Annotated in this window: 23 protein-coding genes; 19 read left to right on the top strand and 4 right to left on the bottom strand. The window is 60.5% G+C overall.

Annotated elements, in window-relative coordinates:
• The first annotated feature begins 1 nt into the window (after position 1).
• Positions 2-1,162, top strand: a complete 1,161-nt coding sequence (locus FAX90_RS13380; RefSeq protein ID WP_144098216.1) for an alkene reductase — start codon at positions 2-4, stop codon at positions 1,160-1,162.
• Complete coding sequence (locus tag FAX90_RS13375; protein WP_144097931.1) at positions 1,162-2,463, top strand: MFS transporter; 1,302 nt, start codon at positions 1,162-1,164, stop codon at positions 2,461-2,463. The genes FAX90_RS13380 and FAX90_RS13375 overlap by 1 nt, the downstream gene beginning before the upstream one ends.
• A 71-nt stretch (positions 2,464-2,534) precedes the next feature.
• On the opposite strand, the gene FAX90_RS13370 is transcribed toward FAX90_RS13375, so the two are convergent.
• Complete coding sequence (locus FAX90_RS13370; protein WP_144097930.1) at positions 2,535-3,770, bottom strand: cytochrome P450; 1,236 nt, start codon at positions 3,768-3,770, stop codon at positions 2,535-2,537.
• Between the two features lie 67 nt (positions 3,771-3,837).
• A complete protein-coding gene (locus FAX90_RS13365; RefSeq protein WP_240704914.1) occupies positions 3,838-4,152 on the bottom strand; it encodes a 2Fe-2S iron-sulfur cluster-binding protein in 315 nt (104 codons plus the stop codon).
• Positions 4,153-4,542: 390 nt separating this feature from the next.
• Here FAX90_RS13365 and FAX90_RS13360 point away from each other — a divergent pair, with 390 nt between their 5' ends.
• The 6 genes from FAX90_RS13360 (at position 4,543) to FAX90_RS13335 (ending at position 8,705) form a co-directional block, all read left to right on the top strand.
• Positions 4,543-5,763 carry an aromatic ring-hydroxylating oxygenase subunit alpha gene (locus FAX90_RS13360; RefSeq protein ID WP_170234983.1) on the top strand — a complete coding sequence of 407 codons (1,221 nt, stop codon included), beginning with the start codon at positions 4,543-4,545 and terminating at the stop codon, positions 5,761-5,763.
• A gap of 113 nt (positions 5,764-5,876) precedes the next feature.
• Positions 5,877-6,317, top strand: coding sequence for a VOC family protein (locus FAX90_RS13355; RefSeq protein WP_144097928.1), 441 nt, complete (start codon positions 5,877-5,879; stop codon positions 6,315-6,317).
• 36 nt (positions 6,318-6,353) lie between these two features.
• Positions 6,354-7,136: an SDR family NAD(P)-dependent oxidoreductase gene (locus tag FAX90_RS13350; protein WP_144097927.1), complete on the top strand. Its 783-nt coding sequence runs from the start codon at positions 6,354-6,356 to the stop codon at positions 7,134-7,136.
• Positions 7,137-7,182: 46 nt separating this feature from the next.
• Positions 7,183-7,542 (top strand): EthD domain-containing protein, encoded by a 360-nt coding sequence (locus FAX90_RS13345; protein WP_144097926.1) that lies wholly within the window; start codon positions 7,183-7,185, stop codon positions 7,540-7,542.
• Positions 7,543-7,554: 12 nt separating this feature from the next.
• A complete protein-coding gene (locus tag FAX90_RS13340; RefSeq protein WP_144097925.1) occupies positions 7,555-8,088 on the top strand; it encodes a VOC family protein in 534 nt (177 codons plus the stop codon).
• A gap of 221 nt (positions 8,089-8,309) precedes the next feature.
• On the top strand, positions 8,310-8,705 hold the full coding sequence (locus tag FAX90_RS13335) for a M50 family metallopeptidase (protein WP_144097924.1): 396 nt from the start codon (positions 8,310-8,312) through the stop codon (positions 8,703-8,705).
• Positions 8,706-8,954: 249 nt separating this feature from the next.
• On the opposite strand, the gene FAX90_RS13330 is transcribed toward FAX90_RS13335, so the two are convergent.
• The gene (locus FAX90_RS13330; protein ID WP_170234982.1) at positions 8,955-10,154 is read right to left on the bottom strand and encodes an NAD-binding protein; all 1,200 of its coding nucleotides are present in this window, start codon (positions 10,152-10,154) and stop codon (positions 8,955-8,957) included.
• Positions 10,155-10,426: 272 nt separating this feature from the next.
• Between FAX90_RS13330 and cls the strand changes: the two genes are divergently transcribed.
• From cls to FAX90_RS13290, 8 genes are all read left to right on the top strand, one after another.
• Positions 10,427-11,860, top strand: coding sequence for a cardiolipin synthase (cls, locus tag FAX90_RS13325; protein ID WP_144097922.1), 1,434 nt, complete (start codon positions 10,427-10,429; stop codon positions 11,858-11,860).
• A 126-nt stretch (positions 11,861-11,986) separates the two neighbouring features.
• Entirely contained in the window at positions 11,987-12,955 is a 969-nt protein-coding gene (locus FAX90_RS13320; RefSeq protein ID WP_170234981.1) for a mechanosensitive ion channel family protein, read from the top strand.
• Positions 12,956-13,043: 88 nt separating this feature from the next.
• Complete coding sequence (locus FAX90_RS13315) at positions 13,044-13,607, top strand: DedA family protein (protein ID WP_144097921.1); 564 nt, start codon at positions 13,044-13,046, stop codon at positions 13,605-13,607.
• 159 nt (positions 13,608-13,766) lie between these two features.
• Positions 13,767-14,303: a sigma-70 family RNA polymerase sigma factor gene (locus FAX90_RS13310; protein WP_144097920.1), complete on the top strand. Its 537-nt coding sequence runs from the start codon at positions 13,767-13,769 to the stop codon at positions 14,301-14,303.
• Positions 14,300-15,358 carry a FecR family protein gene (locus FAX90_RS13305; protein WP_144097919.1) on the top strand — a complete coding sequence of 353 codons (1,059 nt, stop codon included), beginning with the start codon at positions 14,300-14,302 and terminating at the stop codon, positions 15,356-15,358. Before FAX90_RS13310 ends, FAX90_RS13305 begins: the two co-directional genes overlap by 4 nt.
• A 92-nt stretch (positions 15,359-15,450) precedes the next feature.
• Entirely contained in the window at positions 15,451-16,647 is a 1,197-nt protein-coding gene (locus FAX90_RS13300) for an MFS transporter (protein ID WP_144097918.1), read from the top strand.
• 167 nt (positions 16,648-16,814) lie between these two features.
• A complete protein-coding gene (locus tag FAX90_RS13295; protein WP_170234980.1) occupies positions 16,815-19,475 on the top strand; it encodes a TonB-dependent receptor in 2,661 nt (886 codons plus the stop codon).
• 99 nt (positions 19,476-19,574) lie between these two features.
• Entirely contained in the window at positions 19,575-19,961 is a 387-nt protein-coding gene (locus FAX90_RS13290) for a nuclear transport factor 2 family protein (RefSeq protein ID WP_144097916.1), read from the top strand.
• An 84-nt stretch (positions 19,962-20,045) separates the two neighbouring features.
• Here the strand turns inward: FAX90_RS13290 and FAX90_RS13285 are convergent, their stop codons facing one another.
• On the bottom strand, positions 20,046-20,726 hold the full coding sequence (locus FAX90_RS13285; protein ID WP_144097915.1) for a type 1 glutamine amidotransferase domain-containing protein: 681 nt from the start codon (positions 20,724-20,726) through the stop codon (positions 20,046-20,048).
• Positions 20,727-21,003: 277 nt separating this feature from the next.
• Here FAX90_RS13285 and FAX90_RS13280 point away from each other — a divergent pair, with 277 nt between their 5' ends.
• The 3 genes from FAX90_RS13280 to FAX90_RS13270 all read left to right on the top strand — a co-directional run bounded on the left by FAX90_RS13280 (position 21,004) and on the right by FAX90_RS13270 (position 24,876).
• Positions 21,004-21,642 (top strand): SDR family oxidoreductase, encoded by a 639-nt coding sequence (locus tag FAX90_RS13280; RefSeq protein WP_144097914.1) that lies wholly within the window; start codon positions 21,004-21,006, stop codon positions 21,640-21,642.
• A gap of 206 nt (positions 21,643-21,848) precedes the next feature.
• Entirely contained in the window at positions 21,849-24,152 is a 2,304-nt protein-coding gene (locus FAX90_RS13275; RefSeq protein ID WP_205700699.1) for an FdhF/YdeP family oxidoreductase, read from the top strand.
• 61 nt (positions 24,153-24,213) lie between these two features.
• On the top strand, positions 24,214-24,876 hold the full coding sequence (locus FAX90_RS13270) for a DUF4396 domain-containing protein (RefSeq protein ID WP_144097912.1): 663 nt from the start codon (positions 24,214-24,216) through the stop codon (positions 24,874-24,876).
• The last annotated feature ends 8 nt before the right edge of the window (positions 24,877-24,884 follow it).

Genomic DNA, 24,884 nt, shown 5'->3' with positions numbered 1-24,884 from the left:
GATGAAGGTCAGCGACGAAGGGCAATTTGCCCCTCTGTTCGATCCGATCGCTCTGGGCGGTGTCATGCTTTCCAACAGGATATGCATGGCGCCGCTCACGCGCCACCGATCCGGGCTGGACGGGGTGCCAAGCGATCTCAATGTCGAACATTACCGGCAACGAGCAAGCGCTGGGCTGATCGTGACCGAGGGTATCTATCCGGCACCGATGGGTCGGGGCTATCTCTTCACGCCGGGCCTGCACACCGACGCCCAGGAGCTTGCCTGGTCCAAAGTGACAGCCGCGGTACACGAGGCGGGCGGCAAGATCTTCGGTCAGATCATGCATGTGGGTCGATTGTCCGATCCGCTCCTGCTTGACGGCGAACTACCGCTGGCGCCCTCTGCGGTGAGGCCCGATCCAACGGCGCGGCACTATACGGTGAACTGCCCACGACCCAAGCGGCCTTACACCACGCCGCGTGCCATGACGCATCGCGAAGTCCTGGCCGCTATCGACGAGTTTGCGAACTGTGCGGTCCGAGCCCGTAGAGCGGGTTTCGACGGAGTGGAACTACACGCCGCATCTGGTTACCTGCCCATGCAGTTCTTGTCGCCCAATACGAACCGGCGCGATGATGAATGGGGCGGCACTGCTGAGAAACGGTGCAATTTCGTGTTGGCCTGCGTCGATGCGATGATTGCCGTGACCAGTTCCGATTTCGTGGCGGTGAAGATAGGCCCCGGCTGGACCTTCCATGACGTGTTCGATGACGATCCGCTCTCAACGTACAGCCATCTCGTTCGCGCGCTTTCAGCGCGGTCGATCGCCTATCTGCAGATTGCCGATTACGGGATGGACTGGGATGTCTATGGCTCGTTGAGGCCCCTGTTCGACGGGCCGGCCATGTACTGCGCAGGCTTTACCCGGTCGAGCGCCAAGACCGCGCTGCAATCCGGTGGAGCCGATCTAATCGCGTTCGGGCAGGCATTCATTTCGAATCCCGACCTTGTCGATCGCTATCGTCATGGCTGGCGCATTTCACGGCCCGATCTTGCCACCTACTATACGCAAGGGGCGGAGGGTTACACCGACTATCCGAACTTCGCGGACTGCGACCCCCGCGATCTACTGCCGGTGGACTCCGCCCCGATACCCATATCGGCCGAAACGACCGGTTGATGGCAGAGCCCAGACCGGCTGGCGAATGTCACGTCTATCCGCAGTCAGCCGCCTGGTTCGCGGTCGCAAGCCTTGCCGCGCTCTACATCATCTCGATCGTGGACCGGATCATCTTCGTCATCCTGGCGGACAGGATATCGGTGTCGCTCGCGCTGAGCGATGCGCAGATGGGGTTGATACTCGGCCTGGCATTCGCAGTCGTCTATTCCCTTGCCGGATTACCGCTCGCCCATTGGCTGGATACCCGGCCGCGAAAGCTGCTTGTGGCGGGGGGTGTGGTGTTCTGGGGCGGCATGACGCTGCTCTCGTCGTTTGCAAACGACTTCTGGACGCTGCTCTTGTGCCGGTCGGGCCTCGCCTTTGGTGAAGCTGTGCTGACGCCCGCAGCGATCTCCCTGATCGGAGACATGTTCTCGAAAGAGCGGCGGACATTGCCAACCTCCATCTATGCCTCGATCGGAGGCATCTTCGGAACGGGCGCATTCACGATAGGCGCGGTGGTCGTGGCAATCGCAGCGTCGCTGGCGATCACGACGGGATGGGAGGTTTGGCGCACGGCCCTCATAATCCTGTCGGCACCCACGATCATGATGGGGGTATTCTTTTATCTGACGGTGAAGGAGCCACCGCGGCAGACCGGTCGCGCTGGCACGACGACAGCGGGTATGCGGGAGTTCCTGCAATTTCTCTCCCGGAACCGGACTTTCTATTTTCCCTTTTACGCGGGGTTCGGACTTGTCTGTTGTTTCAATTATGGGCTGGTGTCTTGGGTGCCCACGATCTTTCTACGTGAATATGACGTGGACCCGACGGAGAGCAGCTTCGTTTTCGGCCTGCTCGGTATCGTCGGTGGCGGCATCGGGGCGTTGATCGTGCCGCAGATCGCCATGCGGATCGAGCGCCGGTGGCCGGGGAAGGGGATAACGGCGACGCTCTTTCTGCTTAGCGTCTTCCTGGCACCGGTTGCGACACTCATGCCGATGACGAACAGCGCGCTGATGCTTTATGCCTGCGCGTTCTTTTCGGTGCTGTTTTCGTCGACATGGTTCGTACTGGGTGCTTTGGCGATCCAGTTCTATGCAGCAGGTGCCTATACCGCGCGTCTCATGGCGCTCTACCTGCTTGCATCCAGCCTTTTCGGATTATCGCTTGGACCCGTCGCGCTCATCGCTTTTGCCGAGGGGTGGGACTGGGGCGAACGCCCACTCAGTCACGGCCTTGCAGTGCTGGGTTTTTGCACCATTCCTGTCGCAATCGCGATGCAGGCCTTGGCCCATCGCGCGCGTTCACAGGTGACTTGAATTGAGGCTCTATTCCAGTTTGGCATGGCGATGCCGGGGCGACGGCCTGGTCGCCGCCCCGAATGCCTCATTCACCCCGCCGATGTCGTCGCAGGATCCCAGACCAACTTCACTTCGTCGACCGACGCCGTAATGCCGCCAGTGATGGTCGTGGCCATTCCGGGATCGAGGTCGAATTCCGGAATGCGTTTCAGCCATTCCTCAAGCGCGATGCGCATTTCGGTCCGCGCAAGCAGCGCGCCGGGGCAACGGTGCGGACCGGTGCCGAAAGTCACATGCCGCGCGCCGTGGCGATTGAAATCGACCTTCATCGGTTCCGGATTAGCTTGTTCGTCGAGGCCGCCGAGTACGGTTGCCAACGCCACCATCTCGCCGCGCTTCAGTTCGGCGCCGTGATAGTTCATGTCCTTCGCCACTTCGCGCCCGATGGTGACCAGGGGGAAACGCCGGAACAATTCCTCGACCCCGGCAGGGACGAGCTCGGGATTATCCACCAGCTGTTTCCGGTGAGAGGGATTGCGGGCCAGAAACACGATCGCGAAATCGAGGAAATTGACCACGGTGTCGACGCCTGCGATCAGGACTTGCACGGCCAGCTGATTGGCTGCGTCAACCTCGATGTCATTGTCGCCAACCTTGCCATTCGCAATCCTGCTCAACAGGTCGTCTTGCGGATTTTCTCGCCGCGCCAGGACATGGACGATCATGTATTCCTTCAGGCGGGCGATGCCGTCTTCCATCGTGATGCTGCCATCGGGCCGGGTCAGGTCATCGGACCATTTCTTGAGCTTGGCAGAATCTTCGAGCGGCAGGCCGAACATCGTCATGAAGACCTGGATCGGAAGGATGCCGGCAAACTCCTTCTGGAAGTCGCAGTGGCCTTTCAGGCGAAACGCCTCGATCAGATCGGCCGTCAATTGCCTGATGTCGGATTCTAGGTGCCGGATCGCGCGTGGCGCAAAGCCGGAATTCAGCACATTGCGGTATCCGCGATGCTCCGGCGGATCGAGAGTCGTGGGCAGCAGCCCCTTGTGCTGCTCACCGACTTCCTTGGGCAGGAGGATGACGCGGCTCGAGAACAAGTCATGGTCGGAGAAAATCTCGTCCAGGAGGTCGATGCGGGTCGCGATCCAGTGTCCGCCATTGTGCGGGGTCCAGACCATTTCGGGCAGACCGTCGGCGTGCAGCTTTTTCCATGCACCGTAAAAGTCCTCGCGCCCGCCCTCGGGTGCGAAGACGTCGAAGTCCACGATCTGCTCTGGTCGGACGTTTGACGGATAATCCACGTTTGCTGTGGCCACGTTCATTTGTCTTCTCCCAATTTCTGTTGCTGCCCGACTGCGACCGTTCGTCACGGCGATCGGGCAAGTGCATTCACTCTTGCGGCGGTAGTTCGACGATCAGTCCGTCCATCTCCGCCTTGAGTTCGATCTGGCAGGAAAGGCGCGAGTTGCTGCGCTTGCACTCGGAGCTTTCGAGCAGCTCGCTTTCCATTTCGTTCGCTGTACCGGTCACGGGGAGCCATTGATCCGCGATATAGACGTGACAGGTGGCGCAAGCGCAGGCGCCGCCGCATTCGGCCTCGATTTCGTCGATGTCGCCCTGGACCGCCGCCTCCATCAACGTGAGGCCGCCGAATGCGGTGATCGTGCGATCCGGCTTGGTGTCCGATTTGAATGTGATCTTCAAGAAACCCCTCCAACATCTGAGCTTCGTTTTTGTTATTTTTCAGGAGTGCCTGCTCTGCGGCAATCAATCGAAACCCGCAGGTTCCGTTAGGTGAAAGCTATGCCAGATCGGGTGTCGAAACAAGCAATTTTGCTTAAAAACTTTCTGGAAATTGCCGGAAATCTTGCTCTTATGCAAGAATATAGCAAGCTGAAAAATTTATAAAATCGTTTTTAAATAGATAGATAAGCTCTAAAGGTAGGAAAATTCGCAATCTGATGCACCCTTCAAAAAGGTGCACTATCATGCAATCTCTTGACCTGTGCTGTCAGGGGCCGCATAACTGGCTTCGATAATTGATGGGGCGGGGTTCAGCCGCGCCTCCGAAGTTTTGTTATGGGTGAGGAATCAATGCAGCCGCAGACGCGAGAACGGATCAACGCGCAGATCCGCGACGAGATGGAACGGGACCACTTTCCCGAAGGATTTCCCACTCTCCCGGAAATACCGGGCGGACGTTACACCGACCCGGATTTCTACGATCTCGAGGTCGAGCATCTCTGGAAGAAGTCGTGGCTTTGCGCGGTTCGTGCGGACGAGATTCCAAATACGGGCGATCACACCCTGTTCGAACGGATCGGCGCTTCCGTCGTCATCGTTCGTGGCGAAGACGGTAAGGTCCGCGCCTTCCACAACACTTGCCGCCATCGCGGTGCACCGCTTGTCGAGGCCGCCGGCTCGCAAAAGCGTCTGATCTGCCGCTACCATGCGTGGTCCTACGATCTGGCCGGGAATCTGAAAACGGTTCCGGAAGAATACGACTTCGGCGATTTCGACAAGTGCGCCCGCGGCCTCCTGCCGGTGTCATGCGAAGTCTGGGATGGTTGGGTGTTCATCAACTTCGATACCGAGGCAGGTCCATTGATGGACCATCTTGCCTCGATCCATCCCGATCTGCGGGATCTGTCGATGGACAATCTGCGGGTGAAGGGCCGGCTGAACTATCGGATCAGCTGCAACTGGAAGGCCGCATACGACGCCTTTCTGGAGGCGTATCACGTTAAGGCGATCCACCCGAAAACGGTCGCGATGCTTCTCGATCCGGCCGGGACGGCGATTGGCCTGTTTACCGGAGGCCATACCAGGATGGCGCTGCCAAAGCGGTTCAATCGCGGTGGCGGGACCTGGGGGACCGAGGCCGACAACTACGACATTCCCACCGTGCCGGAAGTGTTCAGGGAGAACAACGTTGCCTACGGCATCTTTCCCAACACAGTGAGCCCGTTCGATTCCGCCGGCTTCCCGCTCATCTCGTTCTGGCCGGTAAGCAAGGACGAATGCGAGTGCGAGCTGATCTTCATCGGCGCAGGCTCCGAAGACGAAAACTCGGAAAATTCGGAATACTGGAAGGAGTTCGTGAAGAACTACGACATCATCCAGATGGAAGACTTCCAGTTCCTGTCCGGCATCCAGAAATCCCTGAACTCAGGGGCCTTCACCGGCATGCAGCTCTGTTATCAGGAGCGACGCATCTACTGGTTTCACGAGCAGATCGATCGAGCCATCGGTGAAGACCGTATCCCGGAAAATCTCCGGGTCGAGAAGCTCCTTTCCGATTTTGTCGAACGTTAGGATGGCTCGCGCCGTCCACCATCCTGCCGCTCGATGCCGCAAGGTGTCCAAGGCGTTGCTTCCCTGCGTTGGGAAGGGAGCGGCTTGTCGTTCTGAATCAGGGCTGATGCATCATGATTGAAGGTATCCATCACATCGGAATCGGCGTTCCAGACCTTGATGCCGCGATTGCCTTCTACTGCGATGTCTTGGGCATGGAGGATGAATGGGGTGCCGATATTGATGGCACCGACGTTCAGTCCGATGCCGTTATCGGCCTGCCCAACGTCACGGCCCGTATGCGGATGGTGCGAAGCGGATCATGCCGTGTCGAGTTATGGGAATACGCCAATCCGGCGCCCGCGTCGTTCGATCAAAGCTATCCTGCGTCCAACCGGGGCATCACCCATTTCTGCCTACAGGTTTCGGATATTGCGAGCGAACACGCCAGGCTCAGCGCCGAGGGAATGACTTTCGCCGGACCGCCCGTGGCCATGGAAGGGATGACTGCCGTCTACGGCCGCGACCCCTTCGGAAACATCATCGAGATATACGAAGAAACCGGCGCAGGCTGACACTTGCCAGCGCCAAGAGGGAAGAGGGATATCACTGTGGGTAGACTGCAAGGAAAGACGGCACTGGTCGTCGGCGCAGCCGGTGCCGGAAATATGGGCCAGTGCATCGCCAGGCGCTTTGCGAGCGAAGGTGCGACGGTTGCCGTTGCGGGGCGTAACAAGGAAGAGCTTGATCAGCTTGCCGCCGATATCGATGGAAAAGCCATCTATTGTGATTTCTCCGACCATGACAGCATCGCTCAGATGGTCTCCGCCGCCAAAAGCATGGACGGGGGCCTGGACATAGCGGTGAATGCAACGGGCTGGGGCCTGTTGAAGCCTTTTCTCGAGACGACGGATGAAGATCTCGACCGCATGTACAAGTTGCAGCTTCGCGGGCCTTTCCAGTTTCTTCAGGCTCTCGTCACGGCGTTCAACGACAACGGATCTTTCATCCAGATCAGTTCTGCGACGGCAAGCATCATGTTCCACGATCACGCGGCCTACATGGCGACCAAGGCGGGAACCGATCATCTGGTGCGTACGGTCGCGAACGAGTTCGGCGACAGGGGCCTTCGCTTCAACAGCGTTTCTCCGGGCGTAACTGCGACCCCGATGACGGCCAGTGCGCAAGAGGTTCCCGGTTTGATGGAAGCGTTCGAGGCATCGTACCCAACCGGTCGATACGGCACCTCCCAGGACATCGCCGCCGCCTGTGTTTTTCTGGCCAGTGACGAGTGTTTCATGACGGGCGAGAACTTGCAGGTAAACGGCGGCCTGTGCCTGCGCGGCAATCCCAGCAAGGCGGAAATCGAGCGTTCGGTGGCCGAACACGCCTGAAGGCTAACATCCGTCCAATAACGACATAAGATAACGGAGAGCGAACATGATCAAACATATCGGACTGCTGAAGCGCAATCCCAATCTGTCTCACGAGGAGTTCCGGAACCACTACGAAAAGGTACACGCCAAGATCGGCGAAAAGTACCTGAAGGGGCGGGTCGAGCGTTACCTTCGGCGCTATCTCACTCCTTTGGTCGACCCGACTTATGGCGTTACCGAAGACCAGCCATACGACATCGTAATGGAACTCTGGTTCGCGGACGAAGCTGCCTACCAGGATACCCTGGCGCATATCACTACGCCTGAAGCCAGCGCGGAAATCATCGCGGACGAGGAATATCTTTTCGATCGCTCCGCCAACAGGTTCTTCACCGTCACCGAGACGGAATCAGAATTCGCATAAGGGAGGATGAGAATGAGCCTTCCCGATCTGCCGCCGCGCCAGATTGCCTATTTCGTCGAGGATGCGAAGGCTGCGGCCATTCGGCACCATCGCATGTTTGGTTCCGGGCCCTATTACCTTTCCGAGCATATACCTCTGGCCACCTCCCTGCACAGGGGTGTTCAAAGACCGCTCGACCACACTTCCGCGTATGGTCAGTGGGGCGAAGTGATGATCGAGTTCGTGCAGCAGAATAACGCCGGGCCGTCGGCGTTCCACGATATGTATCCCGAGCGATCGGGCCGGTTCGGCCTGCACCACGTGGCCTTGTTCGTGGATTCGATCGAGCAGGAGATCGGTCGCTTCGAGGCAGAGGGATATGCAATCGCTCTCGACGCAGCGATGAATGACGGGTTCCGGTTCGCTTTTGTCGACACTTCGGCTTCGCTTGGCCACATGCTCGAGCTCTATGAACCGCAAGACGTGCTGACGCAGTTTTACGGAATGGTTGCTCAGTCTGCCGGTGATTTCTCCAAAGGTGAAATCATAGATATCAGCATGGCTTGAGTAACTAGGTTTCGTTTGAGCGCTGCGCTGAAAACCACAATGCCACAGAGCTAGCTCAGATTTCCTGCCTCTTGCTCTCCCTTGAGGCAGACTGCCCGGCCAGCACAACTGTGCTGGCCGGGACTTTTCCCTTAATGTCAGATATCGAATAGCGAAAACTGGGACACGCTGCGACGACATCCGGCAAGGAACTGGACGTCGAGGCTTATCGCGCGTCGCGCATGATTTCCGGGCCCTTCCACCTGTTCAATTGCAGCTGGGAGAACGACGGGGCAGGCGTCCTTATCCTCACCAGCGCGGAACGTGCGCGCTATCTGCGCCAGAAGCCGGTGATGCTTGCAGGTGCCGCGTTGGCCCTGCCGGGTGCCGCACTGCTTATCAGCACCCTCATATGGGTCCGCTCTGTCACTGGCTGGCTGGTCCTGCCCGCTGTTGGCATCGCAATCCCCGCGCTGGCGGCCCGCGGCCCAGTCGCCTGGCCACACTTTGGCATACAGTTTCTCGGCGTGCAGGCTTCGATCAGCGTCTGGCAGCAATTCGGCTACCTGTTCTCCACCGGCGGAGTCGGGCCCGGCCAGCTATCGGACACGGCGGCGGGATGGGCGTTACCAACCTGAGTGGGTGGCGGGTAAGCCGCGGGAAGCCAACCTCAACTCGATTTGGGTTCGGAATAATTGGACCTGACCAGTCACTCTGTGCTGGACGCACAGCAGGCTACATAGCATTCTAACCTAGACAGAAATTCAAGGTTTCCTGCGGTTTTCGATGCCGAAGGATGGGGGTTCGAATCCCTTCACCCGCTCCAGCGCCGCTGACTTCTGCGAGGATCGCGAGCGGGTTGGCCTGCGCGATTTTTCCCCGTCGCTCTATTTCTGGGTGTTGATCAACCGGTCGACGAGGTTCTTGTCCGACACCTCTTCGCCGGTCAGTGCCATGGCCAGCAGTTCGCCGCCCACGATCGTCGGGGCAAAGACGAAGTCGGGCTGAACTCTGCGAACCTTTTCGAGATTGCGCGTGTTGTTGACGGCGACCACCGTCTTCGGCGTGCCCTCCAGCTCTTTCGCGGCGAGCACCACGAAGGCGTTGGTTGCATCGTCTTCGCCCAGGGCCATGATCGCTTCGGCAGTTGCGCCGGAAGCATTTTTCAGCGTGTCGATATCGGTCGGATTGCCGACAATGACATCGGCATCGTCGGGAATGTCGTCGCTCTTGGCGTCGAGAATGAAAAGCACGTTCTTTCCGCGCTTGTGCAGCTCGCGATAGGTGTTGATCGCCAGGTTGGATCGGCTGGCGATGACGTAGTGGCCCGACATCTTCATGGTTCGTTTCTTTCCAACGAGGAAGTTACGCATCCGGTTCTGCAGGAATGGGAGCAGCACCGTGCTGATGGCAGTGGCGAATACCGTGAGGCCCAGGATGATGAGCGAAATGACATAGAGGCGCGCGCCAGATGTCGTCGGGTAGATGTCGCCGTAACCCACCGTCGACATGGTCACGATGGTAAAATAGAAGGCCGTGCCCAGATCCTTGATCGGCTCGGAAAACTGGGTTCCCATCATCACGCTGCCCAGAACGCCGTAGGCGATCACGAGCACGAGGCTGCCCACAGAGAAGATCGACGCTGCGGCGACGCTGGTATGGTTGAACTGGCCCCGGAAGACATAGAGGGCGACGAGCAGCACCACTTCCAGCAGGCCGAGCAGCACATGCGTGTCTAATGCGGTGAGCCATAGCGCGATATTGATCGCCATCAGCAGCGTCACCACCACCCACGCCAGGCGCGAGCGCAAGGCGAGGCCGATCGACATGATCACCATGAAAACGCCCGATACCGTCCGGTGCGCTCCGCTCAGCAGGTCGGACAAGAGTATGTTCGACAGGTTCTGGAGGTTTGCGATGGACAGGCCGTTCACACGCAGGTCGCTCCACAAGCTGCCCAACTGGATCAAGCCCATCGCCAGTACGCCAGCCGCGATCAGAAAATGCGATAATTGCCGGAATCGCGCCGTCATTCCCGAGGGGGCGAGAGGCGATCGCTGCATGAGCTGTTCGTGTCCGTCGCTCACGCGCAATTCTACTCCACCCGACATCGCGTCATTGCGATCTGCCTATTCGAGCCTCACCCACCGCGCCGGGGGCCGGTGGAGCAGCTACGCGCCCTGCTTAGCTCAAAACCTGACGGGTCGGAACCGCCACGGGGCGCGAGGTTCGGCACAATCCCCGGACGATGCATCTTTCCGAAAAGATCACCGCCTGTCGCGGGCCAGCAAAGGAAGTTTGACCGCCACGCTACGAAAGAGGCATGCGTTGAAGATGAGGCTGGCAGGGTGACGCGAATTTGATCGATCTGGACACGACCCAATGGATGATCGTCGTGGCGCTTCATCTCGCCGTGATCTTCAGGGCGATCCTGCTCGACGGGCGCGATTCCTATGCACGAGCGGCGTGGTTGCTGCTGCTGATTTCCGTTCCCGTGGCAGGCGTCGTTCTTTACCTTCTTTTCGGCGAGCCATGGATTTCGAAAAGCTTCCGACAGCGTTGCAAACGTATCGAGGAAGAGCTGCAATCCTTCGCCCCTCGCTTGGCCCAAGGCGGCGGGGCGACCGGCTTGACCGCCAATGCGTTCCGGACGTTCGAGGCGGCATCCGGCTGGCCGGTTTCTACCGGGAACACGGCACGTCTTACTCCCGATTCCGACACGGCGATCGACATGCTCGTGGCGGATATTGATGCGGCGGAAGACAGGGTTCACCTGTCGTTCTATATCTGGCTTGGTGACAACAACGGCACGAAAGTGGTGGAGGCGGTCTGCCGCGCTGCTCGGCGAGGCGTGACCTGCCGTGTTGCGGCCGATGCGATCGGTTCGCGCGCATTGATCCGCTCCGCCCACTGGACATCGATGCGCGAGGCCGGCGCGCATCTGTGCAGCTTGCTCGAAGTTCCTCTTGGGCTGGGCATCCTGGTGGGGCGCCGCACCGATCTGCGTAACCACCGCAAGATCGCGGTCATCGACGGGCGCATCACTTATGGCGGAAGTCAGAACTGCGCCGATCCTGCCTTCCTCGTCAAACGACGCTTTGCCCCGTGGGTCGATATCCTCGTGCGCTTCGAAGGGCCCGTGGCGCGGCAGGCCGACCTTATCTTCGCTGCGGCATGGACCCTCGAAACGGGGGAGGATCTGCGTCCGGTCATGGGCAGTGATCCACCGGCGCCATCGGCCGACGGGTTCGCCGCCATCGCGACCGGCACGGGGCCGCTTTCGTCGCGCGGTACGATGACCGACATGTTCGTGTCCGTGCTCGCCGAAACTCAGGCCAAGGTGACTATCACGACCCCCTATTTCGCGCCCGATCCGCCACTGATCGCCGCGATCGTCGCGGCTGCGCGGCGCGGTGTCGAGGTCCGCATCATCTTCCCGCGTCGGAACGACAGCCGGATCGTCGGCGCGATCAGCCGGGCCTATTACCCGGTGCTCGCGCGGGCCGGGGTTCGCATCTTCGAATATTGCGGAGGAATGCTGCACGCCAAGACGCTCGTCTCCGATGGGAGTCTCGTGCTGATCGGTTCGTCCAACATGGACCGCCGCAGCCTCGATCTCAATTTCGAGAACAGCATCCTTTGCCAGTCTGCCGACCTTGCCGCACAAGTGCTGGATCGTCAGTCTCGCTGGCTCGAAAATGCAGTCGAGATCGACCGCGATGCCGCCACCGGTCGCCCGATCCCGCGCCGGTTTGCCGACAATTTCCTGACGATCGTCGCGGCGGTATTCTAAAGCGGCCTTGCCGATGGCTCGAATTGTTGCCGGGTCGATCTAGCACGATCCGGGTTTCAGCCCCCCCCCCCCCCGAAGATAATTTTCCTTGTTGCAGACACCGGGCACAGTTTATCGCACCGCCATATGGCTCTTGAATTGATCGCGACCCAGAATACCCCCGCTGCGAAAGCGACAACCGCGGCATCGGGTGCGGGTGGGCCGCCGGTGCTGAGCGATCTGACCGGTTTTTTCAACGCCAGCCATTTTTGGGGCGCCTTCGCGCTCGGCATCCTGTTCCTGGTGTTCGGCTTCGTCTTGCGCTGGGTCGTGCGCCGAGCGCTCGTCACGGTGATCGATCACGATCCGAAGGAGCGGATCGATCGCATGACGATCAGCTTCGTCCAGCACCTTGCGACTTTCATCATGTGGGTCGTTCTGGCGCTGTTGTACTCGCATCTCGTCCCCTCGCTGAACAAGTTGACCACATCGCTTCTTGCAGGGGTCAGCATCGTGTCGGTCGTGATCGGATTTGCCGCGCAGTCGACGCTGGGCAATCTGGTTTCGGGCATCAGCCTCGTCATCTACAAGCCATTCCGCCGCGGCGACCGGTTGCAGCTGACGACCCCGACGGGGCTTGAAACGGGGATCGTGGAGGATCTGTCGCTCGGCTACACCGTGCTGCGAACTTTCGATAATCGGCGGATCGTCATTTCCAACGGGACGATTTCGAACCAGATCATGATCAACCTGACTTCGATCGATCTCAGGGTCATGATGTCGCTGCCATTCTCGATCGGCTACAGCTCCGACATCGACAAGGCCCGCCAGATCGCCCTTGAACTGGCGCAGGCGCATGGTGACGTGCAGGAGATCGTCGGGTGTCCGGTGATCAACCTCGGCGGGTCGAGCGTGGACCTTTCTCTTCGCGCGTGGTGCCCGGATGCGGGAACTGCCGCATCGGTCGAACACGACTTGCTCGAACAGATCAAGAAACGGTTCGACGAAGCCGGGATCGAAATCCCCTATTCCTATCAGAACGTCGTGTTGAGCGGACAGCTCGACGCAACGGATGCACCGTCGAGTGAAACGCCTCCGCCGGTTTCGGATCGGTGAGCCTGTTCGCTGGCGCTGCCTTCACTTTCCTGACCGGGATTATCGCATCGCGCGGATGGAAATCCGGGGGAGGGCATGAACCGTCCCGATGCAGATAGAACAATTTCTTGCGCAATATGGCCTCTGGGCGCTTGGCGCAGGTGCGGGGCTTGAGGGGGAAACGGCCACCATTCTTGGCGGAATGCTGGTGCACCGGGGTCTGTTCTCGTTCATCCCGGCCGTTCTTGCGGCATCGCTTGGTTCGTTTCTGGCAGACCAGTTCTTCTTCACCTTGGGGCGCCGTTTTCGCGACTCCGCTTACGTTCGCAAGGTGAGTGCAAGGCCGGGCTTCAAGCGGGCGCTGTTGGTGTTCGAACGGCATCCGGTGGGTTTCGTTTTCGCTTTCCGCTTTCTTTACGGCCTGCGCACGATCAGCCCTTTGGCAATCGGTACGACCAACCTTCGTGGATCCCGATTTGCCATCATCAATGCAGCGGCCGCTCTGTTGTGGGGCGTGATCTTTGTTACGCTGGGGTATTTTTTCGGGCAGGCGATCGAAGCTCTGTTCGGGCGGGTGCATTTGTCATTTGTCGTTCTCGCAGTCCTCGCCGCGCTCGCTTTGTTCGTCATGGCACGGAGTATCGTCCGTCGCATGAATGCGCGGCGCCGTTAGGGGTAGTCCAGTCCCCCATCAAGGAACGCGACCCCCGCGCCCGGCAAAACTGACAATTTAGCGCCCTATGAATTTTCTCGTTCTCATTTAAGTTTGCGGAGAAGGGCGCGGCGTGCGTCTTTCGACTTGAGCAGGGAGAGGGGAGAACTTCCGTCCGCAATGGATAACGAGCGAGCGAGAGATGAAGGTATTGATCACGGCGCTGCCGTCGAAGATCTTTCGCGCCGTTATCACGGGGCGCTCCTGCGCTATTTCGCAAGACGCGGGATCGACCCCGAAAGCGCGCACGATCTGGTTCAGGAAGTGTTCGCCAGGCTGGTCCGCCATGGCGCGCTTGACGGCGTTGCTAATCCGCAGGGGTACCTGTTCGCGGCGGCGGGCAACATCGCCATGGACTATTTCCGGCGCAGAAGCGTGCGGCGCGAATACCTGCAGACCGCTCAAGGCGAAGCACAGGCCAACAATGACGAGTTTACCCCGGCACGGATCGCAGAGGGGCGCGAGGAGCTGGGCGCGGTGGTTTCCGCGCTCAACGAAATGCCGACGCGGATGCGCAACGTCTTCATCCTCGCGCGGCTGGAAGACATGCCGCGAAGCGCCATTGCCGAACAGCTGGGTATCTCGAAGCGGCTTGTCGAACTCCAGATCACACAGGCAACCGCATGGCTTGCCGAAAAGCTTGAGCGAATGAGATGAGCGCGGTGCAGATCAGGCGTCCGGGACGACCGGCCGAGGCCAGCAATACGGCGGCGAAATGGGTCTTGCTGCAGGAGCAGAGCCCGCTCAGCACAGCGGATCAGGACCGGCTGGCAAACTGGCTGGGCGAGGATGAGGCGCACATCGTCGCCTATGACAATGCCCTGCACGCGTTGGACGCGATGGCACGGCATGCTGGTGAGCCTGAACTGCTGGAAATGCGGCAGTCGGCCCTGGCGGCCAGCGGCGGGGGGCAGCAAACCGTCCGCAGGTGGGTGAGCGCGATTACCGCGATTGCGGCATCGGTCGCGCTATGGGCGATCTGGGCCGGTCACCAGCAGCCCTTGGTCAGCACGCCGAAGCCCGAGATCGGCCAGGTGGTCCATGCCCCGGTCGATGTCTATCGCACGGCGCTGGGCGAGCGGAAATCGATCGTCTTGCCGGACCGGTCGGTCGCGACACTGGACACCGGAAGCGAGTTGCGGGTCGATTTCGGCGGCACGGCGCGCGCGATCCATCTCGTGAAAGGCCAAGCCCTTTTCGAAGTGGCGCATGGCGATCCGCGCCCGTTCGAGGTCTATGCCAAGGGCCAGTTGATCACGGCGACGGGCACGACTTTCAATGTGCGTATCGAAGGAGAGGACGTGGAGGTCGCGATGATCGAAGGCTCGGTCCGCGTCCGCGCCGCGCCGGGGCCTGACGCCGCGAAGGTCGGACAGCCGATCCGCGAACTTTCGCTGTCGGCAGGGGAATCCCTGGTGATCGAGCCGATCGGGCCGCTTGCCGTCACGCCGATTGACACGCGGCAGGTGGCGACCTGGAAAGGCGGGTTGCTGGTATTCAACGACACGCCGCTTCACGAGGCGGTGGCGGAGGTCAACCGCTACACCGCAAAGCCGATCACGATCGCCGACCGCAAGATCGGCGATTACCGCGTGACAGGTGTTTTCCAGTCGAACGATCCCGAACATTTTTCGCAGGCCCTGCGCGAAATGTTTCCCATCGAAGTCATGCACGCCGAAAACGGAGCGCCGCGCCTTACCCTGCGCAATTAGGCCGAGACCTGGCCAGATGAATTTGGTGACGTTGTTTTGCCGAGGCTTCCCTGAAGCTTCGAGCCGATATCAAGAATAAAAAAGTCAGGAAGATGATGCAGGCGAAATCCAAGCTACTCGGAGCGCTCTGGTACTTTCAGATCGTCAATTACATCGACCGCATCGCGATCAGCTTTGCCGCGCCGGCGATCATGGTCGGTATGGCGCTGAGCTACGAGGAGTTCGGGCTCGTGCTGTCGTCGTTCTCTATCGGTTACATGATGGGCCATCTGCCGGGCGGCATGTTCGCGGATCGCTGGGGCGTACGGCCTGTCCTGATCATCACCCCGATCCTGTGGGCTCTTTTCACCGGCCTCACCGGCCTTGTCGCGACGCTTGGTGCCTTTGTCTTCGTCCGGCTGCTGTTTGGGCTTTCGGAGGGGCTGTCCAATTCCAGCGTGTTCAAGGCAATCGGTGATAATTTCACTTCTGTAGAGCGTAGCCGCGCGCTGGCGTTCTCTACGTCTGCACTGGCGATTGCGCCGATGATCGCCGGGCCGATCGTCGGCTTCCTTCTGGGAATTCTGGATTGGCGGTGGTTATTCGGATTTCTCGCCATTCCGGCCCTGATCGCGTGTGCGATCAACTACTTCCTCATCCCGGCCCAGCGCACGGTCAGGCCGGTCGCTAATTCGGAGAATGGCGCGAGCTTGCGTCAAATCGCCATGAATCGGCACCTCTGGATTATCGGCGGCATGTTCGTGTTCTTCAATATCGCCTATTGGGGATACCTCGGCTGGATGCCTTCCTACCTTTCTTCCGCGCATGGCATCGAGATCAAGGAGCTGGGTCTGCTCGGTTCGGTGCCGTATTTCTTCGCGCTGGTCGGACTGCTGGTGTCGGGCTGGCTGGGAAGCGCGATCCTTTATCATTACAGGGCGCACATGCAGATCGCATGCTACCTGGGTGCGGCCCTGTCGCTGTACCTGGCCTACTCCGCTCCGAGCCTCGCCATATCGGTTGCCGGGCTCTCGGGCGCGGCATTCTTCCTTTATGGCAGCTTCACTTCGCTGGGCGCTATCGTCCTGGAACTGGCACCTGAAGGGGGCAACGGTGCCTTTATCGGGGCGATAAATACAATGGGCCAGTTTGGCGGCGCGCTCGCCCCTTGGATAATCGGGCGCCTGGTCAGTTCGACCGGCAATTTCGCATGGGGATTCACATTCATGGCCGCCGCGCTGGTGCTGGCCGCGGCCTTGCTGGCGACCCTCATTCCCTCTCTGCGCGCGAGGATGGCGGTTGCTGCATAGCGGCTGCGCGCTGCACTGTATTCGCCTGACACGATGAGGTGCCGCGACGGCGCGGCGGCTTTGACACGCCTGCGATGCGGGGGGTATCAATTTTCTTTGCGGTCCGGCCGCCGTCATGCGTCGTGTCATGCAGTCCAGAGAAAACTCGGACTTGAGGGAGAGGAATGATGAGGTTCACCAAAGACAACCTCCGTATGCGCGCCGCTTTCATGGCAGCGTGCGCCAGCCTGGCAGTTGTTCCGGGTGTCGCCAGTGCGCAGCAGGCCGAAAGGCGGGTCAGCTACACCATCGCGGCACAGGATCTAGGCACGGCGCTGACCGATCTGGCGCGGCAGAGCGGGAAGGAAATTTACTTCCGAAGCGACCTGACACGCGGCATGCGGGCAAGGGCGCTCAACGGCACGATGACGGTCGAAGAAGGTTTGTCCCGCCTGCTTCAGGGAACGGGCCTCACCTACCGCAAGACAAGCGCCGGATCGATCGTGGTCGAAGCGATGCAGGCCAGTGTCGCAGCGCCCGCTCCGACAGCGTCCGAGGCCGAGCCGGTCATCGGGCGCGAGATCATCGTCACCGCGAACAAGCGCGAGCAGCGCCTGAACGACGTCGGCCTGACCGTGCAGGTGCTTTCAGGCGAAACACTGCGCGAGCGTCAGGTGACTTCGCTGCAGGACATCGCGAACTCGGTGCCCGGTCTTACTTATGCGAACACCGCGACGAATACGCCGGTCTTCACCTTGCGCGGCGTCGGCTTCAACGAAGCGTCGATCGGCGCGATTGCCGCGGTTACCGTCTATCAGGACCAGGCACCGCTGGCGTTTTCGGTGCTCGCCAGCCACTCGGCCTACGATCTTGAGCGGATCGAGGTGCTGAAAGGGCCGCAGGGAACGCTTTTCGGTCAGAACTCGACCGGCGGTGCCATCAACTACGTCACGGCCAAGCCGACCAACAGCATGGCCGCCGGAATGCAGGTCAGCTACGGCCGCTTCAACGAGGTGAATGCCGAGGGTTATGTCAGCGGGCCCTTGACCGACAAGCTGAAAGCCCGGCTCGCCATGCGGACCGAGCAAGGGGATGCCTGGCAGGTCAGCCGCAGCCGTCCCGATGGCCCTGACGGTCGCAACGGCAAGACCCGCAACGTCATGGGCCGCCTCCTGCTCGATTTCGAGCCTTCGGAAACCGTGCGCATTCAGGCGAACGTCAATGGGTGGATCGACGACAGCGACCCGCTGGCGGCACAGTTCATCGGCCTCCACATCACCCGTCCGCCGGGATTTGGTTTCATCACCGATTATGCCGACGCCTATCCGGTGACAGACAATCCGCGAGACGCCGACTGGGACGTGGATTCGATTTCCGGCCGGACGCGGATGGCGCACGGATCGCTGCGCGCCGATATCGAGCTGGGCGGCGACGTCACGCTGACCTCGCTCACTTCGGCTGCGACCTACAAGACGCACAAGGTGGTCGATTACGACGGCACCCCGTTCTCTGCGGGTCAGTACGACCAGGTCGGGCACATCAAGACGATCAACCAGGAACTCCGCCTCAGCAACGGTGGTGCATCGGACGTGCGCTGGATCGTGGGCGGCAATGCCGAGCGTTCCAAGACCGACCAGAGCGGCGACGGTGACTTCTCCGCCTCGTCCAACACCCTGTTCCTTGGCGCGGTGCTGGGATATCCGATCAGCCAGTCGACCTTCAGCAATACCCAGAAGATCACGAACCTCGCGGTCTTTGGAAACGTGGAATACGACGTCGTGCCCACGGTCACCCTGAAGGGCGGGTTGCGCTATACCGACAGCAAGAACAAGGGCCGGACCTGCAACGCCGATTTCTCAGGTGAGCCGAACAATACTGGCGGCTTTTTCTACGACATCGTTCTGGGCGGCGCCTATGGCACCTATCCGGTCGGCACGTGCTTTCTGGCCAACGATCTTGGCGAGACGATTAACGGGGTAGAGCCCGGCGCGCCCGGCGAATATGCCGACACGCTGCACGAGGATAACCTGTCGTGGCGGGCCGGTATCGACTGGAAACCCAGCCGTGACCTCCTGTTCTATGCCAACGCGGCAAAGGGCTACAAGGCGGGGTCCTTCGCGACCGCTTCGGGAAGTTCGTTCCGCAACATGCTGCCTGTGCGGCAGGAGTCGCTGATGGCTTACGAAGGCGGCTTCAAGGCAACGCTGCTGGACCGTATTCTCCAGTTGAACGGTGCCGCGTTCTATTACGACTACAAGGACAAGCAGGTCCGCGGAAAGTTCATCGCACCGCCGTTCGGCACGCTCGACGCGGTGCTGAACATTCCAGAGGCTTCGATCCGGGGCGGGGAGCTTGAGTTGAGCTTCCGTCCGGTGGAGGGGCTGACGATCGATAGCGCGGTCACTTATGTCGACGGCAAGATCGACAGCTACACCGGCATCAACGGCGCGAACGTCGCCGGCGATTTTGCCGGGACGCGGCTTCCGTTCACGCCGAAATGGCAGTTCAGCATCAACCCGACCTTCAACGTTCCAGTCTCCGATGCCACGTCGCTCTACGTAGGCGGCAGCGTCAACTACAAGTCCGACACCACGACCGTCATCGGCGGCGACGAAAACCCGGTCAATGCCGATCCGGCAGACCTTATCCAGAACCGCCTGCCAAGCTATACGCTTGTCGACGTTCGTGCCGGGATGACGTTCAATGATGGGCGTTTGCGCATCGGTGCCTATGGCAAGAACATATTCAACGAATATTACGTTCTGAACGTGCGAAACGCCTCCGATACGGCGGCGCGGTATCTTGGCAAGGCGAAGACTTACGGGGTCCAGCTCAGCTACACCTACTGACCGAAAGGCGCGCGCTCATCGGGCCGGTAACGGACCGAAGGCTTGAACGGCTGGCATGCACGATACCGGTGCATGCCAGCCCTATCGGGAGATCGATGAATGGACGCAGCATCCGTGCGCGAACTGGCCCGGCGCTTTTTCGATTGCATAGAACAGGGCGACATCGAGGGCTTTGCCGCCTGCTACGCGCCGGACGTCGAAATCTGGCACAACACGGACGGGGAGACCCAGAATCTCGAGGCCAATCGCGTTGGCATCACCGGCATGGTGTCGCGGATTGCGGACCGCGTTTACGACGATCGCCGGGTCGAGGTGTTTCCCGGCGGTTTCGTGCAGCAGCACGTCCTGCGCGGCACGCGCGTGCATGATGGCGCAAGGTTGAATATGCCGGCCTGCGTCGTCTGTGCGGTTGCCGATGGCAGGATCACCCGCGTCGACGAGTATTTCGATTCCGCGCAGCTTGCCGAGTTCCGCAAGGGGGTCTGAGGGGACCGGCGGACTTTGTCCAGGCGGGCAGGGCAGGGCGGGGGCAAGCGCGTCGCCACACACCTGCCACCCCGTGCCAGCCCGTTATTTTTTCAGCGCTTCCAGAAGCTTTTCAGCCGCCGGTTCACTGGAAGGCGGGTTCTGCCCCGTGATCAGCAGTCCGTCCTGCACCACGTAAGGCTCGAAAACGCCTTGCTTAGAAAAGGTGCCACCCTGTTCGATCAGCACGTCTTCGAGCAGGAAGGGGACGACATCGGTAAGGCCGACGGCCTCTTCCTCCTGGTTCGTGAAGCCGGTGACCTTGCGCCCCTTGACGATCGGATCACCACTGGGTGCGGTGACGTTTTTCAGAACGGCGGGCGCGTGGCAGACAAGCGCGACGGGTTTGTCCGCGGCGAGGGCATTCTCGATAATGGCCTTCGAAACCGGGCTTTGCGCAAGGTCCCATAGTGGGCCGTGACCGCCCGGATAGAAGACGCCGTCGAATTTCGAGACGTCGATGGTGTCGAGCTTTTCGGTCGAGGCGAGTTGCGCCTGTGCGGCCTCGTCATTCTTGAAACGGTTGGTGGCATCGGTCTGCGCGTCGGGTTCGTCGGACTTGGGATCGAGCGGCGGCTGACCGCCCGCCGGACTGGCGAGCGTGATCTCGTGGCCTGCGTCCTTGAGGACATAATAGGGTGCAGCGAATTCTTCGAGCCAGAAGCCGGTTTTCTTGCCCGTGTCTCCCAGCTTGTCGTGGCTGGTCAAAACCATCAGGATTTTCATTCGCTCGGTTCCTTTTTGTCGGGCTGGGGCATGGGTTGCATAAGCGCCCCTTGCCTGACGAACCCTTGATCGGGCCTGCGGTTTCCGCGTTTCGATATTATCCCCACCGAAACCGAAAGGGAGTGGGCGAAAACGGCGGTACCGCCCTGCGTGGCGCGCCGGGGTTGCGTTCGCTAAGCGGGCGTTGTTCCGCCACGCCTTGGCCAGTTTGTCCTCGCCGTCCGGATAGAAACGGATGTCCCGATCGTTAGAGGGGCAACCAATTCAGGAGATCATCATGAAAATTCTCGTCGCAGGGGCCGCCGGCGCCATCGGAAACAAGCTGGTTAAGGAGCTTGCCGATGGCGGTCACCAGGTGACCGGCCTCGTCCATTCCGAGGATAAGGTCGCGCGTGTCAGGGACGCTGGGGGCGTTCCGGTCGTCGCCGATATTACGGACAAGTCGACGCTGCGCGAACCCGTTTCGAATGCTGATGTCGTCGTTTTCGCTGCGGGCAGTGGCGGCAAGGCGGTCGGGGAAGTCGATCGCGATGGGGCGATCAATCTGGTCGACGCGGCGCAAGACGCGGGCGTCGGGCGCTTCGTGATGCTGAGTTCGATGGCGGCGGGAGAGCCTGACCGCGGACCGGACGAACTGCGCGATTATCTTGTCGCCAAGGGCGCAGCCGACGATTACCTGAGAGCCAGTTCGCTGCGCCATGTAATCGTGCGCCCCACAAGCCTGACCGATGATGGCGGAACCGGAAAGGTCAGGATCGCCGCCACGGATAAACTGCCGAGCGGAGAGATCGCGCGCTCCGACGTCGCCGCGACGCTTGCTGCCTGCACGACGGACGATGCTCCAGAAAATCTCACGTTCGAATTGATCGCGGGCGAAGAGCCGATTGTCTCCGCCGTCTCGTCGCTTGCTGATTAGAAGGGGCGCGGCGGGGCCAGAGGATGGCGGATGTGCCGCCCTGTCGCTCAGCTCGATCGGCGCGTCGAAGATAGTTACAGAAAAAACAAAATAATCTTGCACGTAGAGTAGCGGGATAGCATTCCTGCTTCCAGCGTTGGAGAGGCGCAGCATGGCTTTGTACGCACGGGTCATGCTGCGATCAGCTGAAAAAGAAGGAGCGAAGGATGGCGGACGATATGGCGGATGAAACCAAGGATCTTCCCCACGCTCCTGGCCCGGCGGGTGGCTGGGGATCGATGAAAGGCATCGCCAGTATCTACGGCGAAACCTGGGCATCGCCCGGTGCGCTGGACAGCCTGCGCCGCCTGAACAAGCCGAAGGGCGTCATGTGCGTTTCCTGCGCGTGGCCGAAGCCTGCAAACTACTCGGCCTTCGAATTTTGCGAGAACGGCGCCAAGGCGACCTTGTGGGAAGCGACGCATGATCGCTGCACCCCGGAATTCTTCGCAGCAGAGGGGCATACCGTCGCCGAACTTCGCGAGTGGTCCGATCACGAGCTGGAGCTTTCGGGCCGTCTGACGCACCCGATGAGGTACGACGCGGCATCGGATCGTTATGTCCCGATTGAATGGAACGACGCGTTTGCCCAAATCGGCGCGATCCTGCGCGACCTGCCGCGTGAAGACGTTGTCTTCTACGCGTCCGGACATGCGGGGCTTGAGGCGAGCTATCTCTATGCCTTGCTGGCGCGTGCCTATGGCAACAACAACCTGCCGCAAAGCAGCAACATGTGTCACGAGACCACATCGGTTGGCCTGACCAAGGTGATCGGTTCGCCGGTGGGCACAGTCACTTTCGACGACCTGGATCAGACCGACTGCTTCTTCTACTTCGGCCAGAACCCGGGCACCAACAGCCCGCGTTTCCTCCATAATCTCAAGGCCCTGAAGGATCGTGGCGGCAAGATCGTCACTTTCAACCCGGTGATCGAACAGGGCCTGGTCTCGTTCGTCGATCCGCAGAACCCGCTTGCGATGGTGACCGGCAAGGAGACGATCATCTCCGACCAGTATCACCAGTTGCAGTCGGGCGGCGACGTCGGCGCGATCCTGGGTCTGTGCAAGGTCGTGGTCGAGGCGGACGACAAGGCGCGGGCCGATGGCACGAAGGCGGTGATCGACCACGACTTCATCGAACAGCACACCACCGGTTTCGACGAATTTGTCACATTTTGCCGCGATGCGAAATGGGCCGATATCGAAAAGTCGAGCGGGCTGACCGAAGCGGCGCTGCGCGATGCGGCGCAGGTCTATATCGATTCCGAAAAGACCATCGGCGTCTATGGCATGGGCTTTACCCAGCACACGCACGGCGCGCTGAACATCGCGATGATGGTCAACCTGCTGCTGCTCAAGGGCAATATCGGCCGTCCCGGCACCGGGTGCTGTCCCGTGCGCGGCCATTCGAATGTGCAGGGCCAGCGTACCGTCGGCATCGCCGAAAAGGCGCATCTCGTGCCGCTCGACAAGTTGAAGCAGCTGTTCGATTTCGACCCGCCGACGAAGGACGGCATGCACGTCGTCGATGCGGTCCAGGGCCTGATCGATGGCAAGGTGCGCGGCTTCATCTCGCTTGGCGGTAATCTCGTGCGCGCGGTGCCGGATCAGAAGCGGATGGAGAAGGGCTGGGCCGCACAGGACCTGACCGTGATGGTTTCGACCAAGCTCAACCGCAGCCACCTCTATCCCGGCAAGGCGGCCTATATCCTGCCCTGCCTGGGCCGGTCCGAGATCGACGAGCAGGCGACCGGCAATCAGGCAGTGACCAGCGAGGACAGTTTCTCGATGATCAATGGCTCCATCGGGCATCGCCCGCCGGCTTCCGAACACCTGAAGAGTGAACTTGCCATCGTGACCGGCATTGCGAAGGCTGCGCTAGACCCCAATCCGAAGCTGAAGTGGGACGAATGGACCGGCGACTATTCGCTGGTGCGCGACCTGATCGAGGCGACATATCCCCATGACTTCCACGATTTCAACAAGCGCATGTTCGAACCCGGCGGTTTCTGGCGCGGCAATCCGGCGGCCGAGCGCGTCTGGAAAACGGACAGCGGCAAGGCGGTCATCACCACCCCGGCGCAGCTGACCTCGCTGGGCTTTGCGGACAAGCCCGGGCGTTATCGCCTCTTGACCATGCGGTCGAACGACCAGTTCAATACGACCGTCTACGGCTATTCGGACCGCTTCCGCGGGATCGAAGGCACGCGCGACGTGGTCCTGATGAACCCGGACGATATTGCCGAAGCAGGCCTTTCCGATGGCGATACCGTCCGGCTGGTCACCGATTACGACGGAGATGACGTGGAGCGGCAACTGGGCGGGCTGAAGCTCGTCGCCTACAAGCTGCCGCGCGGCACGATCGCGGGCTATTACCCCGAATGCAACGTGCTGGTCCCCATCACACATCACGACGAGATTTCGAAAACACCGGCCTCCAAGTCCGTCCCGGTGCGGATAGAAGCGGGCTGAGCCGCGGTTCTGAAAAGCCTTTAGGAAAGGGCCTGTCAGCGTGATTCCGTCAGGGGTACAAATGGCCGCCATCGGGCTGCTGGCGCTTGGCGTCCTATGCGCTGTCTACATGGTGCGGGAAATGCTGCGCCATCCGCCAAGCATGACGGTCATGCGCTTCGTATGGCCTCTGTGCGCCCTTTTCGGCGGGCCGCTTCTGATCTGGTTCTACCGGACTTATGCGGCGCCGGGGGGCGAAAAGGGGCCGTTCGCGGCGACTGTCGCCAAGGGCACACTGCATTGCGGCGCCGGCTGCGCGCTGGCCGATCTTTTCTGCGAAAACCTTGCCCACTACGTGCCGGGCGTGCTGACCTTTTTCGGGCTCGGCACGATCTGGTCGACCGAGATTTTCGCCCAGTGGACGCTGGACTACGTGGTCGCATTGCTGACCGGCATCGTGTTCCAGTATTTCGCCATCGTACCGATGCGCGACCTTTCACCGGGTGAGGGGATAAAGGCCGCAGCCAAGGCGGACGTCCTCTCGCTCACAAGTTGGCAGGTCGGCATGTACGGCTTCATGGGGCTGGCGCATTTCGTGCTGTTTCCCGCGTGGTTCGGGCAAAGTATCGATGCGGGAAGCCCGGTATTCTGGGCGGCGATGCAGGTGGCCATGCTGGCAGGCTTTGCCACCGCATATCTGCCGAATTGGTGGCTGATCCGGTCCGGCCTCAAGGAAGAGATGTAACCGCGCCG

Origin of the sequence: Croceicoccus sediminis (genome assembly GCF_007570835.1) — a bacterium.
GTDB lineage: Bacteria > Pseudomonadota > Alphaproteobacteria > Sphingomonadales > Sphingomonadaceae > Croceicoccus > Croceicoccus sediminis.
This window is presented reverse-complemented; position numbering and strand designations above follow the sequence as displayed.

What these genes read in the sequence shown, in the direction of transcription:
- FAX90_RS13380 (WP_144098216.1), top strand. Translation starts at nt 2, where the DNA reads ATGAAGGTCAGCGACGAAGGGCAATTTGCCCCTCTGTTCGATCCGATC.
- FAX90_RS13375 (WP_144097931.1), top strand. Translation starts at nt 1,162, where the DNA reads ATGGCAGAGCCCAGACCGGCTGGCGAATGTCACGTCTATCCGCAGTCA.
- FAX90_RS13370 (WP_144097930.1), bottom strand. Translation starts at nt 3,770, where the DNA reads ATGAACGTGGCCACAGCAAACGTGGATTATCCGTCAAACGTCCGACCA.
- FAX90_RS13360 (WP_170234983.1), top strand. Translation starts at nt 4,543, where the DNA reads ATGCAGCCGCAGACGCGAGAACGGATCAACGCGCAGATCCGCGACGAG.
- FAX90_RS13355 (WP_144097928.1), top strand. Translation starts at nt 5,877, where the DNA reads ATGATTGAAGGTATCCATCACATCGGAATCGGCGTTCCAGACCTTGAT.
- FAX90_RS13345 (WP_144097926.1), top strand. Translation starts at nt 7,183, where the DNA reads ATGATCAAACATATCGGACTGCTGAAGCGCAATCCCAATCTGTCTCAC.
- FAX90_RS13340 (WP_144097925.1), top strand. Translation starts at nt 7,555, where the DNA reads ATGAGCCTTCCCGATCTGCCGCCGCGCCAGATTGCCTATTTCGTCGAG.
- FAX90_RS13335 (WP_144097924.1), top strand. Translation starts at nt 8,310, where the DNA reads ATGATTTCCGGGCCCTTCCACCTGTTCAATTGCAGCTGGGAGAACGAC.
- FAX90_RS13320 (WP_170234981.1), top strand. Translation starts at nt 11,987, where the DNA reads ATGGCTCTTGAATTGATCGCGACCCAGAATACCCCCGCTGCGAAAGCG.
- FAX90_RS13315 (WP_144097921.1), top strand. Translation starts at nt 13,044, where the DNA reads ATGCAGATAGAACAATTTCTTGCGCAATATGGCCTCTGGGCGCTTGGC.
- FAX90_RS13310 (WP_144097920.1), top strand. Translation starts at nt 13,767, where the DNA reads ATGGATAACGAGCGAGCGAGAGATGAAGGTATTGATCACGGCGCTGCC.
- FAX90_RS13305 (WP_144097919.1), top strand. Translation starts at nt 14,300, where the DNA reads ATGAGCGCGGTGCAGATCAGGCGTCCGGGACGACCGGCCGAGGCCAGC.
- FAX90_RS13300 (WP_144097918.1), top strand. Translation starts at nt 15,451, where the DNA reads ATGATGCAGGCGAAATCCAAGCTACTCGGAGCGCTCTGGTACTTTCAG.
- FAX90_RS13295 (WP_170234980.1), top strand. Translation starts at nt 16,815, where the DNA reads ATGAGGTTCACCAAAGACAACCTCCGTATGCGCGCCGCTTTCATGGCA.
- FAX90_RS13290 (WP_144097916.1), top strand. Translation starts at nt 19,575, where the DNA reads ATGGACGCAGCATCCGTGCGCGAACTGGCCCGGCGCTTTTTCGATTGC.
- FAX90_RS13285 (WP_144097915.1), bottom strand. Translation starts at nt 20,726, where the DNA reads ATGAAAATCCTGATGGTTTTGACCAGCCACGACAAGCTGGGAGACACG.
- FAX90_RS13280 (WP_144097914.1), top strand. Translation starts at nt 21,004, where the DNA reads ATGAAAATTCTCGTCGCAGGGGCCGCCGGCGCCATCGGAAACAAGCTG.
- FAX90_RS13275 (WP_205700699.1), top strand. Translation starts at nt 21,849, where the DNA reads ATGGCGGACGATATGGCGGATGAAACCAAGGATCTTCCCCACGCTCCT.
- FAX90_RS13270 (WP_144097912.1), top strand. Translation starts at nt 24,214, where the DNA reads ATGGCCGCCATCGGGCTGCTGGCGCTTGGCGTCCTATGCGCTGTCTAC.